The sequence below is a fragment of the Clostridium transplantifaecale genome (assembly GCF_900626075.1).
GTDB classification, from domain to species: Bacteria; Bacillota; Clostridia; order Lachnospirales; family Lachnospiraceae; genus Otoolea; species Otoolea transplantifaecalis.
Map to the genome: position 1 here is coordinate 445938 of NZ_UYZY01000005.1, position 16966 is coordinate 462903.

The following is a 16966-nucleotide window of genomic DNA, read 5'->3' on the forward strand; positions in this document are numbered from 1 at the left end:
GGTTTGCTCGGCCTGATTTTCCTGATCTGCCAGCCTCCTACGAACTGTTTTCCCGGGCCGCCCTGCAATGCCTCCTAAATGTCTTTGCCCCCATTGTCTTATGAACAGGCAACCCGGCTTTCCGATACCAGCCCGTCTGCATTTTCCACAGACAGGGTATAAGAGGCGCCCTCTCTGTCACAGTCCAGAACAACGGTTTGTTCCACCCCGCTTTCCACCTCAATACGGCCGGCCCGGCTTAAGAAAACATGGCGGGTATTTTCAACCGTAAAGGTAAGGGTCACAGTCCGGTTGCCTCCGTCCTTTCCAGCGGGCGAAACCGCAGCGGAAAAATTTTTGATTTTTGCGGTGAGAGGAGTCAGTTCGAAAACCCGGGAAATTTTCGCCTCTCCCCGGGCCGCCACAAGAGTAAAACCGGTTTTCCGGTACAGGACGGATTCGTAAGTTCCATCGGCCATCAGACGCCCGTTTTTTTCCATCTCCTCATCCCCGGGGGTGAATACACAGGAGTCGGCGCCCATGACCCGGTACTGGAACCGTATTCTGTCTCCAAAGGACGCGCAGCCAAAGCCCGGAGCCACTTTAAATATGGGGATCTGAAGGGGATGGCGGACAATATGTATGGGGCTGCTGTTTAAAGCCATTTTTCCGGAGGAAGAAAACAGGACCGCGCGGCATACGGACGAATTGCCGGAAGGAAGTTCTGTCACCAGATCCTGAATCATAAATTCCGCGATGTCGTAAGTGGAAAAGCTCAGGGTGCGGACCGGAAAAAATACCAGAGTATGGTCATCCACAGCCTTTACGGCAAAAGAATCCGGGCAGGAAAGGCGGATCTTTTTAAACCGCTCTGCCGTGGTCAGGCAGCCGTCCCCGCTTCCAAGAGGGAACACCAGATAAACCATGGTCAGTCCGGCTATGGGCTCTGCCTGTTCCAGAGGAAGAAAATTATAATTGGTCCGCATTTCCTCATTCTGGAGGGAAAGCTCCTGCCCTGAGGTATTGTGCAGTTGAAATACCAGGCTGTTTTTTGCTTCGCAGGGCTCGCTCCGGCTGGAGGAAACCGTGTCGGGGCTGATGTCCAGAAACAGCTCCATGCCGTCATTCCTATCCCATCTCATGACTTGTCACCTCATTTCTGATATAGAGTATGTTTTTTTCACCTCCGGCTGTCTCATAGCAAAAGCCATAGGTCAGATAAAGCCCGGCAGGGTAGGCCTGTTCCCAGCATCCTTCTTTTTCGGAAGAGAGGACGTAGCTGTCTGTATCCCAGGCATAGACGGAAAGGGATGCAAGTCCGGCCGTCTTCCAGCAGAGCCTGACGGTTTGATGGTTCGGATAAGTCAGGAATTCCCCATACAGATACTGAAATTCCGGTACCGGCGGAACCACCAGCTTCCGCTCCAGACGGTAAAGGCCCTCACAGCGCAAAAGTATTTCTTCTGTGCCTTCCTTCAGAGGCAGAGTTCCGGAAGAGTTTGCCTGGAAGGAGACAGGGCTGCCACTTTTTGCTCCCGGTTTTTGGATCAGCTGGACATTGGAGGAAAAATGGACACCCCAGCATATATTTTTCTTATGATCCAGATAAAACTCCACGATCCTTGGGGGCATCAAAAATACGTTCACATCTTGAAAAACACCGCTGCCGTTTCCCACCAGATTCAGGTAAAACCGGTCGATCCTTTCGTCCAGAATCACGTTCCGGCTGGAACTGCTCTGGGGCTTTGGTCCCAGGATATCGTATCCCCCCGGCAATAGAAGGCCGCTGTCCGCATTCTCTATGGACCAGCTAAGAGTGATTTCCTGTCCGGGCGCCCCTGTGCTGGGCGAGGCGGATAACTGGCGGATCCGGGTCTCGGCCTGTTTCTTAAATATGGAATCGGATAGGATCAGCTTTTCATTTTCCCCGGCGTCATTAAGCCCCAAAATGGCAGACTGGAGAGTGGCGTAGCCCTCCGGTGCGGTGGAGACGATCCGGTCCCAAGTAAAAGTCAGAGAAAGCCCCGGTTTCAGCGTAACGGTTTTTCCGCTTTTGGGAAAGATGGTGCAGGAAATCCGGCTCTTTTTCAGAGGGGGATAATTCCACATGGTGGAGGTAAATCCGTCCGGGCAGAGGATGATCCCCCAGCCATTTTGGTCACGTGGGGTGAACAGGCTGCCTCCTCCCTCCCCGATGGACAGGCTGAGTTCCATGGAAAATCCCGTCTCCTCAGATAAAATAAAATCTTCAGCAGAAATATTAATAATGGAAACGTGCAGCATGGCCTGATGGCGCATGACCTCCAGACTGGCGGGAGGGCTGACTGCCAGTGTTTCCTCCTGAAAGCGGAACAAAAGCCGCGGGGCAGCATTAGGAATCTGCATCTGTTTCCTCCTCTCTTTCTTTCCCGCAGATACGAAGGTATCCGTCGGCTGCATAAATCATATCGTCCGTATCATGTTCTTGTCCGTCTTCACAGAGAATCAGCTCCGTGCGCCAATCTCCGGTCCTGTTTTTCGCCTCCCAGTAAAAGTTCAGGGAATCTGAATGAGGTACCGGCACGGAAATCTGCCGGCTTCCTGTGAGGATTGGGGAGCAGAAGCAGGTTACCTCGATGCTTTGGAGCGCCAGGGCCGTCAGGTCTTTGGAAATGGACATGGTGCGGACCGGAAGGATCCCGGTGATCAGGCTTATGTCTGCCCATGGGTCAAAGAGCAGAGTCAGAATCTTAGGGGGCAGCTTGGGATCCGGATAGAGAAAAACCTGGCTCCCCGGAATCAGGTAGGGGTCTGCACCGAATGCGGTAAACTCCGGGCAGATATGAAAATGCCGGTAGTCGCCATCCTCAAAATATCCCACAGTGCCGTCTGCCGGGTTCTTTAGATTTCCTACGAGCATGGAAAAGCCAGCGGCACACACGTTGGTTTGGCTGGTCCGGTCGGGATCATCCCCGCCCATATAGTGGCGGTAGGACTCCGGCTCTCCAAATAGCTCCAGCTGAACCGAAAGCCGCGCCACCGCCACGGGCTTTCCCACAAACTCAATTTTGGAGGGGGAGTGGCTGCCGGACTGGGTAAAGGACTGTAGGCGGTTGATGTATTCCACCAGATTTTGGAGTGATTTCGGCCCCGCAGCTCTTAGCCCTTCCAGAAAATCGTACATGTCCTGATCCAGGTCCTCCGGCAGTCTGGTGGAATGGGGAGCCCCCGGCGGGCTCTCCCAGCGGATGCCGGCGCCGGTTTCCACCAGGTTCAGGCTTCCGGCAGAGCGGCCGTCCGGGTGGTAGACCACCAGGCTGTGGTCCAAAAGATTGGGCAGAACAAACCCGCAGACGGGAGAATCAAGTTCCATAAAAGACGCCTCTAAGGGCGCCTGCTCTCCAGCCTTTAAAAACCAGGCGGCCAGCCTGGAGGGCTGAAGGAGCCTGGGAGGAAGCATCAGGTGGTGGACCGGATTTACAGCTTTTGGAGCCATCAGACTTTCCGCGGCGTAGAGATCAGGATAGTCAATATCCTGGAAGCGCCCCAGGGCGTCGATAATCCGGAGGCGGGACAGGGAGAGAAAGCCCGCCCGGATGGGGGAAAACAGCATGTCAAAAACAGGTCTGTCTCCTATGACGGAGCTGTCCAGGGTGGTAAGGACGTCCAGAAACCCCTGTTCCGACTGGTTATTAAGCAGGAGAGCAGGGGGAAGGACATGCTCCCGCATCATTAAAAAGCTGTTAAAGCCGTCCAGAGCCTGGGATAAGCGGCTTTCGCCGCGGAGTGCATCCAGGAGCTTCATCCGTAGCATGCCGTTATTTTGGAAACGGCGGTTAAAAAGAGCCGTGAGCTGCATTTGGGCATGATCGGAGATGAAAAGCCGTCCCTGCACCGGATAGGCGTTCTCCGGAGTGATGACCGGGTCCGGCGTTTCTGTGCAGCTGTAAAGATAATCTCCGTCTACCAGGTTCCACCGGCTGAAATCAGGCTTTGGGTTCAGCAGCTTCAAATCCGGATAGTAATTGGCCTGCCATTCCAAAATCAGAGGATACCATCCCGCATGGTATCTGTTTAAAGACACCGGGTCCGGGAGGGAGCCTGTAAAAATAGGAGAGCTTTGCAGGCCGCAGTTCTGGGCAGACTCGATCATGGAGCGGAGGAAAAGAAGGTCTTCTTCCGAGGGGGACTTTTCTGCCTTTTGAAAGGCCAGCCCGGCCAAAAGCCCGGAGAAGCCGGAGGATAATAAAACTGCCTCTGAGACAAGAGAGAGGATTTCGCCCCGGAGCTCTTCCGGAACCAGACTGGAAAGGGACAGACATGGGACAAGACTGCTTCCTGGAAGACTGACGGTGATCCCCGCCGTATGAGACAGCTGCAGCACGGTCACCTCCTGCCCGCTGGTCCGGCAGAAGAGAGGGGATTCCTCCGGGCCCTTCAAACGGGTGCCGAAAGGAACCTTTTCCGAGATCACAAGGGATGGTTCTGTAGGAACATAAAAGGGCTCGTCTTTCTCTTCAAAAAGCTCATACCCGCATTCCGCTTCCAGCCGGCCAAGCTCCAGCTTGATCTCCTCCATCTCATTTGTAAGGGAATTCAAGCCAAGAGCCGTTTCCTGAATAGAAAGCGCGGTGGCCCGGGAGTACATGGAAGCATAGGGCTCATCTGCGTAAAGATGCAGATACCAATTTTCGTAGATAGTCCTCTGCTTTTGAAGCAGGGCGGCATAGTTCTGACGCGCCCGGCGCTGCCGTTGGCGGAGTAAGGACAGGCTGTGGAGAATTTCCCGGGAGGGAGGTCTCGGCGGTTCTTCTCCCTCGTCCGCAGGCGGTTTTCTCATCCCGGTGACGCCCAGAGTATGTTCCACTCCGAATTTGGTGTGATGCAGTTCCTCCTCAGCCTTTAAAAGCCCCTGCCTCCGGTCCAGATCCTGTTCCAGATTATGTAAAAGGATGGTGGTAAGCCGCTCCTCCTCCCAGCTTCGGTTTCCGTTCATGAGGGCGGCCAGGGCTTCGGCGGAATTATTTCCGGCGGCAATGACAGGAAGCTCTGCGATTTCCCCCGGTTCCGGATCATCAGGAATTCCGCTGTGGTATAGGGTATCCTTTGTTTCCCAGCGGATCTGGTCCAATAGTCCGTGACACAGAGTACGGCATGGGAAATCAGGGCTGCTTCCGGTGAGGCCAAAGTCCCGCCAAAGCTGTTCCCAGTCTTTGATGCTCTTAAAGGGCTCTTCCTCCCCATCCTCCTGATACCATCCGCAGATCAGATAGCAGAGATCCACATGGGACAGCTGTTCCGCGGCCAGATCGTCGTAAAAACTGAATACGTTGCCGCAGCCGGGAGCATAGGCGGCAAAGAAGGGAGAGACCGGTGAAATGGCTGTAAGACGGATATGCCCGTCTCCCTCATCAGGGGATTCTTCCATGGAAAAGGAGCGTCCTAAAAAACGGAACGGCCGTTTTGGATCCTCCTGAAAGGGCCAGGACGGGCTATGAGAGGACGGGCCGGAGGCATTTTTGCTTAACACATCGCTCTCCACCAGAAATGCCCGTCCATGTACTAACAAATCAGCCGGTTTGGAGTCGTAAAAATTCCACATGCGGATTACAGCCCAGCGATTCGGAGCCAGCCGGTATGAGATTTCTTTCGTGTTATCATCCTGAATGCCCTGGGTGAAGCAGTCGGGCAGGCTCCAGTGGAGATAGACTCCCGGAGCCCGTCCGCGGTCTTCGGAAAACAGGGGCTTTTCGATGACGGCTGTAGGATCGCCCAGGCGGGCGAAGGTATAGGAAAAATCCGAATATATGCTTTTTTCCGGCATCTTTCCCACCAATGCTGCCCGAACCTTAATGGGGATAAAAAGAGAAGCTTCCTGTTTCATAGATTCCATCCTTTTATACTGTGGAGAATTTCAGCGCGGTTTTACGGTTGGTTAGAGGCTGGCCCTTTTTCTGGAAGGCTGCTTCACAGGAGACGGTCAGAGCCAGAGGAAGGGCGCTGTCGTCCGGAATGAGGCACTGCTCAGGAAAAGAATGACCATGGCCGTCCCAAAATACTTCTCCGGAATAGGTGCACACGGCGCCGTCCCTGGAAATGTATTCCAAAAGGACATGTTCCGGTTCTGCTGTCAGTTCATAGCCGTCCGCCGTATTCAGACAGAATATGGTGTCCTGGAGGGAGCAGAGCGCCGTCCGCCCAGTGGAAGCTTTCGCGTTTAAGGTATAACGGAAGTAGGGTAAAATCTTTCCCTCGTAGCCTTCTATTTCAATCAAGAGCTGCTTCCTCTTGGTGAGGCCTCCTATGGGGGTCCATTGGACCAGGGCTTTATAAGAGCCCCCCTTTTTACTGGCTGTGGAAATATTTAACGTTGAGGAGCAATCCAATGGAAGGAAACCGCTTCCGGAGTTTTCCTGAAGGATCTGGCCGGTTTTACCATCCTTGAGGGTAAGCTTTAAGGTACCACGGGGCTCTGTTTCAGAACCGGTACCATCGGTTTTCTCTGCATGTGCGGTTACCTGCAGGTGATCTGTTTCTGTAAATTCATATGTGATACTCAGCAGTTGTTCAGTCAAAAAGATCCACTCCTTTCTTTAAACGGTACAGCAGCAGCGTGAACTGGAAAAATTCGTCATATTTTTTCCCCTCGGAAGTCTCATGAGGATCGCCGTCCGTCAGCCGTTTATAAACAGTAGTTTTGTCATACTCAAAGGTGGGAACCGGGAACGTATCCTTCCAAAGCGTTTTCAGATCCTCCTGTGTTTCCGCTGCCTTGTTAAAGGTTGCCTCCAGAACCGGGGCAAGAATTTTCTTCCAGGTCACGTCGTCAAACATCTTGTTCTGGCAGGCGGCCAGAAACTGCATCATCCGCTTGCAGGCCCGGACATAGCGTTGGCTGTTTACCCGGTTTTGGTAGCCGCTGTATTGGGGAATTCCGGTGGAATCCATAGGAAGCTCCCCTATGTCCAAAGGAAAAATGTAGGAATATCTTGCGTGGGAGCAGTGGGAGGCGCTGCCGTTTTCTTTGATTCCAGCCGGATAAACGGCGTTTTCGTCGTATTCCCCGTAAGGAAACGGCATTCCGTCTTTGTTGTAAGGCGGATAATTCGAAGTGATATCCTTTCCGTCGGGCCCGATGACCTGCTGGATGCGGCCGAGATTCTGCCAGTCATGGTACGGGGAAAAGCCTTCATGGAGCATGCTGTCCAGAAGAATGTGGAGCGCAATGCCCATGGCCTGGAGGGTCTTCCGGTTTAACCCATGATTCATTGCCTGCTTTTGCACCGCGGTCAGCAGGCGTTCCACATACGGAGAGTCAAATTCTGTCCGGGAATTCTCCCCCGATGCGGGCGGATAGTGAAACGGAGCCAGAATGTCGGCCGGAACGTCATACTCCAATCCAAGAATTTTAGGATCTTTTGGCAGCAGGGCCGGTTTCTTGCTGATCAGCTCCTGATCGTTATACCAGTTTTCCATGGCGGTCGGGATAATTGGGATGATAAATGCAGGCCCAGTTTCATCGGGGCAGGGGATACAGAGGCCTGTCTTGTTCAAAACCGCAGGAATATTCTGAACCCGGAGCCCGCCGGTGGTGGCGTTGTCGGCAAGATACTGGCAGTACTCGGCAATGGTCTGGGCATCCTCATCCGAATACAGTCCGTTGTGAGTGGCCAGGGCTTTCAACGCATAATAATGCAGGGACAGACATTCCGGCTGATTGGAGAAAACCGGATCGGGGGCTTTTTTCTGCCCGGCTGTGATGTGCGGACCGTTTAGGGCGTCCAGTTCGTCTAAGGCCTGCCGGATACGCGCGTTTTCCAGACGGGGACTGATTGGCACGGCATTGGGCCGGATTTTCTGCTGCCAGCCGAAATCACCGGCCAGGAGTCCATTTGCTATGAGATATTCCGGCTTTGAAAATCGGAAATTATATACCTTTTTTCCGTAGGGAACCATGGTGTGCTCCATAACGGCTGTCAGGATCTCTTTTCCTGTTTCCGGGTCCAGATATAAAAGCTTCGTACCTGTTACGGCATCGGCTGCGGCCATGGGAGCGGCATCTTCTCCAAAGAGGGTGTGGTCCGGCGTAAGACAGATGCTGCCTTTTTCATGGGAAATGTGCAGAATTTCCGGCTCATTGCCGCTTAAAACATCCTCCACCTCTATGAGGCTGCCGTCCCTTGATTTCAGGCGGTCATGGAGTTTTACCTCACAGGCTTGCAGGGGGCCGTTTTCTCCTTCAAGGAGTGTGTCCTCTCCAAAGCATCCCCACTGATAGTAAAGCCGGGGGACATGTACGCTGTTGATACCCGGTTTGGTGGGATTGGAGCGGTCGTCCCCTTCGGTCAGGAAGCGGATGAATATGGTGGTGGCTTCGTCGTAGTAGATACCCTGGCTGTCTTTGTTGCAGGTATTGAAAGAGACCATGGCGTAGAAATCCGCAAAGGTGCCGGTATCTAAAAAATCTTCTTTATGGAGATTGGCCTTCCATTCTTTTGGAAAAGTCAGTTCCAGCTTAGTGGCATTCTGGTTTTTATCCTTTTTTATAACCTTGACATTTTCATCGGTAAAGCTGATCCAGTCCTGAAAGAGTAAGGCCCGCCCTTCTGCGATGACTTCCTCGGTTTCATTGTTAAAGCGGGACAGATAAATCTGGGGATCACTGTCTTTAAAGAAATAGCTCTTTCGGGCATCGGGTTTAAAGTAAGCGCCGTTTCGCAATTCCACAGTAAAGGAGAGATCCAAATATACGGGCATATCCTTTATAACATGTTCCAAATCCACAGAATAGGGGTAGTCAGGCGACTCCAGTATGCCGCTGCGCTGATAGGAGATGCAGATTTCATTCTTATACTTGGACCGGGACGCGGCGTTTATGATCCTTGGATCATTCCGCTGGATTTCCATAATATCATCGTTTGAGCTGACTGTGTAGGTGAGGGAAGACGCGTACTGGGCGGACATCAGGGCATTCCCGTCCTTTAGGGGGGCCATGGCCGTAAAGAGGCCGGTGGTACGGTAAGGGTGTTCCCGTTTGTATTTCTTATCGGGCACATTGACATCAATGTTCATGGAATACATACAGTCCTTATCAGGATAAATCCGTGTTGACTTTTCCTGGATATACTGTCCGGTATCACAGTCCTTAATCCTGCCTTTGATATGGGTGACCGCAACCGGCCTGGAAGAATAGGAGGCCTCCAGGGTTCCTTTTATCCTGTGATAAAATGCAGGTTCGTCATTGGAACCAGGGTCATCTTTCAGGGCCTGGAAGGTCTGTGTGTCAATGTTTGACACAATGGAATAGTCCTCCAATGGAATTTTTGTCTTTGCATATAGAAAATCCGGCTCCGGCCCAATGCCTTTCAGAAGATCACAAGCTCTCCGTTCCTGGAGCATTCCATAAAAAACAGGAGCTTGTCCCTTCAGCCTTTCCTCCCCTCCAAAGCTGTTTACATAAAACTCGTAATGGAGTGGATCGGAAAAGTCCAGCTCCAGAAATCCGCCCCGGGTAATGGCCTGCTTTCTGAGTTCCTGCTCCAGCTTGTCTTCGGACAGATCATAAGCCTGCTTCATAAGAGTTCCTCCTTTCGAATTCCTATTGGGAATACATTGAAATTTTAAGACTTTTAATATGTACTATTAAAATATACGAACTTTTTGTCATATTTATGACAAAAAGTTCGTAAACATATTAATGTAATACCAAAGAAAGAAAAAAAAGAAAGGAAGGAATTGCTATGTCAGAAGAAAACAGAACCCTGGAATTGATGGACATGCCGGTGGGACTTTTACAGTTCAACGCACAAGCGGCAGTAACCTTTACCCTGGTGGGCACTAATCTGGTGGCCCTGTACCGGAAGGAGGGAACGAAAAACACATTCCTCGTGAAGCCCACGGACAAGACCCCCAGCGGGGGAATGACCATCAAGGCAATGATTGATGACATTAACTTATTTTTAAAGGGATACGACCCAAGCGCAGCGCAATTGGATCCGGCCAAGGTGGCCGAGGCCGTAAAGGATGTGGACGAGGCCAGCCGGACCGAATCTGCTCCAACGGTAGAAAATATTGATTATGAATCCATTTCAGTGGAATTAAGTCAGGCATTTCTCTATCTCAGCACCGGCGAGCAGGTGGAGTATGCCTTCGAATTGAATGTGGATACCAGCCAGCTGTTTCCGGAAGGAATGACATTCTTTAATGTAAAAAAGCTGTCCATGGGAATCTGGAATACAGACCGGAAGTCGGTTCTGGAGCGTATGGGAATCATCGATTTTGATACATATCTGGGAGTGGAGTAGAAGGCGCCGGACAAGATAAGGAGGGGGAAATCCGAGTGGAAGAGAGGAATAGAGGAAAGACCCTTGCGGGACAAGCCGTTTCCAGGGCAGTAAATCTCCAGATCCTTGCGGGAGCGGATATCACCATCGGTTCCCTTCCCTTTCGTCTGCTCTACCAGTATGGTGGGGCAGACAGCGCCCTTCGGGCAGAATGGACCTCTGGAGGAGGGGAAGAGGAATTACAGTTGGACGGGCTATCCGATGTATTTACGGATAGCCCGGTTGGGTTTGGCGTGCCGGACACCATGGAGCAGTTTGATCTTCGGCTCACCGCCGTATCACTTACTTACTTTTTTAAACGGAGTGGATTTTGCTTCCGTATGGAAGCAAGTTCTTACGGCAGCTTCCAGATTGAGACGGAAAAGAAGGAGGCCGGTACGGCATTGGCATTTGCTTTGGAGCTGCAGGCCCGGTTTTATTTCCGGGAGCTTCCGGCTTTGGGAAGCGGGGCCAACCAAGAGGATTTTATCAGTCTGAGACGGTTTACTGTGGAGCTGATGCCGGATAAAACCGTGAAAATCAAAGCCCTGGCGGAATTGCAGCTTCTTAAATCACGGATTGAAATTCCCGTATCCATGGAGAAAAAAATGCCGGCGGCTATGGGAGAGGGGGCGGCAATGGGGGATGAGCCGTCCGTCCACTGGCTGGATGTGGGAAAGGACGCCGGTCCCCTTCACCTGTCCAGGCTGGGGTTTTCCATGGACGAAGGCAGCGCGGCGGTCTTTGTGGATGCCGGCGTACGCCTGTCTGTGCTTATGCTGGAATTTATGGGGCTTTCCCTGTCCCTGCCGTTCAAGGCTGGAAAAACTGTGGACTACGGACTGAGTGGTATTGCGGTCACCGTATCGAAGCCGCCCCTGTCCATCAGCGGCGGGCTTTATCTTTCGGGCAGCCGGGAAGAGCGTATATATTCCGGCCAGGTGATGGTGAGATTTCAGGATGTTGGCTTGACAGCCCTGTGTTCCTATGGGGAGCTGGCAGGAGGGAAACCATCCCTGTTTGCCTGGCTTCTCCTGGAGGCGTCCATTGGAGGGCCTCCGGCATTTTTTGTCACCGGCATTGCGGGCGGCTTTGGTTATAACCGGACCATCCGCCTTCCCTCCAGGGTACAGGATGCAGGAAAATTCCCCTTTGTGGCCGCGGCCATGGGAAAGGGAGATCTGAAGGCATCCATGACACCCGCCCAGGTTCTTGTGGCAATGAACGAGTACATAAAACCGCAGAATAACCAGTATTTTCTTTCTGTGGGAATCCGGTTTACTTCTTTTGGGATTGTGGAGAGCTTTGCGCTGGTCAATCTGGAATTCGGGGACCGGTTTGAGCTTTCCTTCCTGGGAATATCCAAATTATCCATGCCGGCCGGTTCCGGCACGCCCATGGCCTATATTGAGCTGGCCATCAAGGCAGTGCTTGCTCCGGATGACGGTCTGTTCAGTGTGGAAGGAGCCCTGTCCAGCTCCAGCTATCTGCTGAGCCGGGACTGCAGGCCCCAGGGGGGATTTGCGTTTTTTCTTTGGTATGGTGAAAATGAACACGCCGGAGATTTTGTAATTACACTGGGAGGATACCGGAGTGGTTTTTTCGTCAGCCATTACCCGAAGGCGGACCGGATCGGCGTCAACTGGAAAATGAGCAATGAGCTGACTCTGGCGGCAGAATTTTACTTTGCATTGATCCCTTCCGGTGTGATGATGGGGGGAAATCTGGGGCTGACTTATGAGTGGAAACGGCTGAAGGCCTGGCTGCGGGTATGGGCGGAATTTTTCATGCAGTGGGAACCGTTTCTGTATGAAATTTCCGTGGGGGTTTCTGTGGGAGCCAGCTACCGGTGGGATTTTTTTCCGTTTTATAAAACATTTACGGTGGAGCTGGGAGCTGCGTTGGATCTTTGGGGGCCGCCCTTTGGCGGCAGAGCCCATATTTCCTGGTTTGTGATATCTTTTACCATAAAGTTTGGGGAAGGACGTCCGTCACCTGGTGTGATCGGCTGGGATATTTTTGTGGATCAGTTCCTGAAGGAAAATAAAGAAGAACCGCTTGTGGATTCCGGAAGTAAGGAGGCGGCGGGACGGCGTCTGATCTCCATAAAAGCGGCCAAAGGCAGCCTGGGAGTCCGGAAAATAGGAGGATGCCTCCTGATGGATTCGGACCATATGCAGTTTGAGATTACCTCCAAAATGCTCTGCACCGGTGTGAGGTTTAGGGACTCCGTTCTGGCTGAGACACGGGATCTGGGAATTCTGCCTATGGGGATAAGTACCATGGACAGTGTTTTGGAAGTCCGGCTGGCTCCGGAACCCGGCCTGGATCATGGGCTGAGGCGGCGGGAAGAATTGGACTCTGTAGAGGCCTGGGCACTGTTTGAGAATGTCCCAAGGGCCATCTGGGACGTGAAAAAGCCCCTGCCCGATGATACGGAAACTTTAAAACAGAAGGTGCCGGCTGGAATGGTCCTGACCTGTAAAGAAAAAGAACCGGAGGGAGTGCTTCCGGATAACGGAATAGAATTCTATGACATGGAAATCCTGTGCCGGAATGAACATTTAACTCCCCATAGCTATGAATTTCTGAATCCGGATCCTGTTGACCCTAAGGAGTATCCCGGGGAAAACAGGCTGAAGCAGATTGAGGAATCCATTGGGGTGCTGGGCGGCCAGAGAAAGCAGATTCTGGATGAGCTTGGGGAGTTTTTCGGCATTTGCAGGGAAGAGGAAATCCATATATCCGGATGGGTCAGTTCATTGGATGAAATGATGTACTCAGAGCCTGTTCTGGGCAGGATCGGAGCGAAGGAAATTTGCAGGGAGGAATGTGGATGAACCAAAACATAGAAGCTGGAAAAATAAAACTGTCGGCTAAAACAAAACCGGCTTTATCTCCCGGTACCTGGCGCATTGCGGTGACCCAGGAGGTTTCCGGCGGAGAAACGCTTAAGGACAGCATAATCAGGCCGGAAGAGCTGGTGTTTTCCTGTGAGGCTGATCCTTTCACCATGGACCCGAAACAGATTTATTCCGTTTATCCGCCGCGGGACAGTTTCGGAATGTTCGAGATGGTAGTACCAAATATGGTACTAAAGAGGCGGACTCTTCCATGGGAAAGAAAAATTCCAGAATGCCCGGAGGCCCCCTGGCTGGCTCTGCTCCTTTTTTCTGAGAAGGAGGAGGAACAGCTGGTGCTGAGGACTGTGAGGCGGCAGGAGGGAGCCTATGAAGCAGGCGAAAGCCGGCAAAACCAGGAGGAAGACAGCTATATAGAGCTGGTGATACCTGCAGAGCTCTTTGGGCAGGTATGTCCATCGGCAAAGGATATGGAGCTGTCGGTTCACTCCCGGTTCACCAGCAGGAAGGACAAGGTCACGGAGGAGCAGGTGGTGGAGGACTGGCTGGCCGTGGTGGCAGCCAACCGGCTGCCACGGTCCGGTGCAGAAGGGAACGGTTTTAAGAATACGGTTTATCTGGTGTCCATGGAGGGGGCAGGGACTTTTCTGAAGGAAAGAAAATGTTCTGTGACTCAGGAAGGACCTGTCCGCCTGCCAGTGCTGGGAAGCTGGAGCTTTTATTCCAAAAAGGAGGAATACAATTTCCGGGCTCTGTTTGAAGGCTTAAGGGCCGGCCCATTAGCCGCCCCCATTCCACCAAAAGCGGGAGAGCGGGCCGAAGGCCTGCTGGAGCAAGGGTATGTGCCTCTCAATCACAGTCTGAGGGACGGCGGGAACAGCGTATCCTGGTACCATGGGCCATTTCGTCCCTGGAAGCAAAAGATGCGGGGGGAGCCATACCGGCTGTTCTCCGACGCCGGCCTGGTCTATGAGCCGGAAATGGGGATGTTTGACGTGAGTGTGGCCGCCGCGTTTAATCTTGGAAGGATGATGGCATTAAAGGACGGCGTCTTTGCAGGAGCTCTGGGAAGTTTTCGGGAAGAAAACAAACGGGAAGCGGCAAGGCGCCACAACCGGCGGTTAATCCGTTCGGCGCTGATGAGGTCTGGGACTTGGGACTCCGCCGGAAACGAAGGACTTACAGGAATGGAGGAATCCTTTGACCAACTGGCGGCCCGGCTGATCCTGGGGAGAGAAGAGAATTCCCTTTCCGGCCGGAGGAGCGGGCAGAGAAGCAAAAGCTTGGTTTCCCTCCCGCTCCCTGGGAAAGGGCATTTTGAATTCCTGACGGAGGAAGGCGGCGGAATACAGATCCCGGAAATTATACGAAATACTCTTGCAAAATGGAGCCTGCTGTACGGAGTCCCCTATCGGTACCTGATCCCTGGCCAGTGGTTCCTTCCGCAGGAGACCATCCGTTTTTTTTATATGGACCATGACTGGCTGACAGCCCTGCTGGACGGCGCCATGAGCCTGGGCCGTCTTTATGATGTGGATTATGACCACGACAGCCAGCTGATTGAACAGATTCTGGAGAAGGTTTTTGAAAGCAGGATGGAGGTACGGCCAAAGCTCCAGGGAATTCGGGGAGAGGCTATGGAGGAAGAGATGAGAACCAGGAGAGAACAGGCAATGAATGTATGCTATGGGAGAGGACCGTATTCTAAGGACGGGGAAAATGAATTTGTAAGCACCGGCTTTCTTCTTCGATCGGAAATGGTGGCCGGATGGCGGGGGCTGGAATTCCGGGCGTTCGCGGATCTGAAAAAGACCAAACCGCTGGTGCCTCTGCGGCTGGAAACATTGGGGCCGGATGTGCTTCTGGGAATCTTTGCGGGAGAATGCGTCAGCCTGGAAATTGGCCAGCCGCCGGAAGGGATGCACTTTGGGTTTGAGTCAAATCCTCAGGGTGGTTACCGGAAACTGCTGCGGAACCTGACGGACGGCTCTCTCTATGATGAGGATAAAATTTATGCCGGTGTTGCGATGCGAAATGATACACTGGGAGTTTTGGACTGGGCTGGGACTGCAGAAAATATAAAAAAAATGCTGCCCGGCATGGAGAAACAAGGCTGTACGGTGACATCAGCTCATATGGCCCTGGAAATGATACAGAATCCTGCCACTGGAGAAATCTGCAGAAGAGGACGGAAATAGACACTACATCCCGGCAAAGATCTTCGCATCCCATGTTCCGGCCTATGCGGCAGAAGCCGGCCTTGACCTGTCCATGCTGACCTAGGGGAATTTCATTGTAAAAAATTTAATCCCGGTCACGAGCGGGAATATGCCGGGTGATGTATTCGTCGGAACCGCCATCTGGCTGGGGCACACATGCCAGGGCAGATAAAGGGAATAAAGATGACAGCTAATAAAATAAGAGTAAGGTATCAAAGTGCCTATGGCCGCTTGATTAACCTTACTCTTATTAAAGTTGGTAATCTGCCGGCAGAGCCTGCTGATTATCATTCCTGTTGGTGTAACAGCCGTCTTTTATTACTGATTTCCATGCCTGAAACGGTTCTGCTATCTGTAATTTAACATCAAATGCCGCTCTTTACGCCTGTCGTCTGGAATAAAGAGAAACGGTTTGGCTTTCATTTCTTCCAGAGTTCTCTTTGTCAGTTCCGTCACAGCTCGCAGAACAGACAGATGGGTAGCCAGATCCAGATGGTCTACGGACAGGGTCCTTTGTTTCGTGCACCCGTCTACGCCGCCGGCATCCACGACACGCCGGAGAAGTTCGGTTTCCTTTTCCTCCGAAGGAAGTAAGAAACGGCCGGTATTGATTGAGAGGAGAGCGGAGAGCCCCCAACCCCACCAGTTGGAAACGCCGCTTGCCAGAGCAAGTTCGGCCGATTCCAGGGCGCAGATTTCACTGCCGCAGGGAACATTTTCAAGGATTTGACGGCGGAAAGCGCCCATTCCCATCTCGTTGCCTCCGTCTCCAATTGAGATGGTATGCGCTCCGCTCTTTTTTGCTTCAGATAAGAAGGAAGAGGAATCCGCAATCATATCATCGATGATTTCGCCGCGCATATTGTGGTAATGGCCGTCCGCTGCTTTTCCGGGCCGTTCCAGGCTGATAAAATGTGTCGGCCTGAATTCATAAAGAACCGTCCGGATAAAAGATAACGTGTTATTGTCCGGAAGCAGTGCGAGAGAAGCTCTGGGAGCGGCAAAATGCAACGCCTCTTTTAAAAGAGGGTAGGAAGCGGCATCCGTAACAACAACGGTCTGGCACCCGGTATTTGTCAGCGCCGAAGCAAGGTTTGCGGTGCCGGACGGACCGTCCGTTTCGCCGACAAAGGTTCCGTCCGGCAGGCGGACCGGAAAACCGGTCAAAATCACCGCGCGTTTGGCGTCTGCAAGGACAGAGGCCGTCTCAGTAAGCGGCGAAGCGGGAAGCGAGGCCAAAAGGCCGCGTCCTCCGATATCCTGTTTCATAATCAAGTCCAGGGTCTTATAAAAGCTCATAACATCAATCCTCCAGGTATTTGCATAATGCAGATATGCGCAGCTTTTTTATCCGCAGGATAAATCCTGAAAATAAAAAAAGACCCACGCATCCTGTAAAGATTCATGGCTCTTATTTACGAAGGGAACATCCGGGCAGGAGTCCCGATAAATAAAAGAATCAATTTGTATTTCATCCCTATTGTAGTGGATAAGGAGGAATTTGTCAAATGGTATTTAGTTTTCTCCCCACGGGCAGGTTGTTGACGGGACTGAAGACTCACAACCTCCCCCTCACCATCCCGCCCCCGCCCGTCCCGGCGGCGTT

At 52.4% G+C, this 16966-nt stretch carries 9 protein-coding genes; 3 read left to right on the top strand and 6 right to left on the bottom strand.

The genetic code is table 11. From position 1 onward, the window contains the following. Positions 1–98: 98 nt before the first annotated feature. The 5 genes from EJL91_RS19345 to EJL91_RS19365 are packed head-to-tail and all read right to left on the bottom strand — an operon-like array spanning position 99 to position 9534. Positions 99–1121 (bottom strand): hypothetical protein, encoded by a 1023-nt coding sequence (locus EJL91_RS19345; RefSeq protein WP_125143592.1) that lies wholly within the window; start codon positions 1119–1121, stop codon positions 99–101. Next, positions 1108–2364 carry a hypothetical protein gene (locus EJL91_RS19350; protein ID WP_125143593.1) on the bottom strand — a complete coding sequence of 419 codons (1257 nt, stop codon included), beginning with the start codon at positions 2362–2364 and terminating at the stop codon, positions 1108–1110. Before EJL91_RS19350 ends, EJL91_RS19345 begins: the two co-directional genes overlap by 14 nt. Further along, positions 2351–5842: a hypothetical protein gene (locus tag EJL91_RS19355; RefSeq protein WP_125143594.1), complete on the bottom strand. Its 3492-nt coding sequence runs from the start codon at positions 5840–5842 to the stop codon at positions 2351–2353. Before EJL91_RS19355 ends, EJL91_RS19350 begins: the two co-directional genes overlap by 14 nt. 13 nt (positions 5843–5855) lie before the next feature. Beyond that, positions 5856–6533, bottom strand: coding sequence for a hypothetical protein (locus EJL91_RS19360; protein ID WP_125143595.1), 678 nt, complete (start codon positions 6531–6533; stop codon positions 5856–5858). Then, positions 6526–9534 carry a DUF6765 family protein gene (locus EJL91_RS19365; protein WP_125143596.1) on the bottom strand — a complete coding sequence of 1003 codons (3009 nt, stop codon included), beginning with the start codon at positions 9532–9534 and terminating at the stop codon, positions 6526–6528. The genes EJL91_RS19360 and EJL91_RS19365 overlap by 8 nt, the downstream gene beginning before the upstream one ends. A 164-nt stretch (positions 9535–9698) precedes the next feature. On the opposite strand from EJL91_RS19365, the gene EJL91_RS19370 reads away from it, so the two are divergent. The 3 genes from EJL91_RS19370 to EJL91_RS19380 are packed head-to-tail and all read left to right on the top strand — an operon-like array spanning position 9699 to position 15339. Continuing rightward, on the top strand, positions 9699–10262 hold the full coding sequence (locus tag EJL91_RS19370) for a hypothetical protein (RefSeq protein WP_125143597.1): 564 nt from the start codon (positions 9699–9701) through the stop codon (positions 10260–10262). A gap of 35 nt (positions 10263–10297) precedes the next feature. After that, positions 10298–13120: a DUF6603 domain-containing protein gene (locus tag EJL91_RS19375; RefSeq protein ID WP_125143598.1), complete on the top strand. Its 2823-nt coding sequence runs from the start codon at positions 10298–10300 to the stop codon at positions 13118–13120. Beyond that, positions 13117–15339, top strand: coding sequence for a hypothetical protein (locus EJL91_RS19380; protein WP_125143599.1), 2223 nt, complete (start codon positions 13117–13119; stop codon positions 15337–15339). Before EJL91_RS19375 ends, EJL91_RS19380 begins: the two co-directional genes overlap by 4 nt. 369 nt (positions 15340–15708) lie before the next feature. Here EJL91_RS19380 and EJL91_RS19390 read toward each other — a convergent pair whose 3' ends face one another. Continuing rightward, positions 15709–16659 carry a DUF4392 domain-containing protein gene (locus EJL91_RS19390; protein WP_125143600.1) on the bottom strand — a complete coding sequence of 317 codons (951 nt, stop codon included), beginning with the start codon at positions 16657–16659 and terminating at the stop codon, positions 15709–15711. Positions 16660–16966 lie beyond the last annotated feature (307 nt).

Coding starts and splice junctions, on each gene's coding strand:
- EJL91_RS19345 (WP_125143592.1), bottom strand. CDS start 1,121: ATGAGATGGGATAGGAATGACGGCATGGAGCTGTTTCTGGACATCAGC.
- EJL91_RS19370 (WP_125143597.1), top strand. CDS start 9,699: ATGTCAGAAGAAAACAGAACCCTGGAATTGATGGACATGCCGGTGGGA.
- EJL91_RS19380 (WP_125143599.1), top strand. CDS start 13,117: ATGAACCAAAACATAGAAGCTGGAAAAATAAAACTGTCGGCTAAAACA.
- EJL91_RS19365 (WP_125143596.1), bottom strand. CDS start 9,534: ATGAAGCAGGCTTATGATCTGTCCGAAGACAAGCTGGAGCAGGAACTC.
- EJL91_RS19350 (WP_125143593.1), bottom strand. CDS start 2,364: ATGCAGATTCCTAATGCTGCCCCGCGGCTTTTGTTCCGCTTTCAGGAG.
- EJL91_RS19355 (WP_125143594.1), bottom strand. CDS start 5,842: ATGAAACAGGAAGCTTCTCTTTTTATCCCCATTAAGGTTCGGGCAGCA.
- EJL91_RS19390 (WP_125143600.1), bottom strand. CDS start 16,659: ATGAGCTTTTATAAGACCCTGGACTTGATTATGAAACAGGATATCGGA.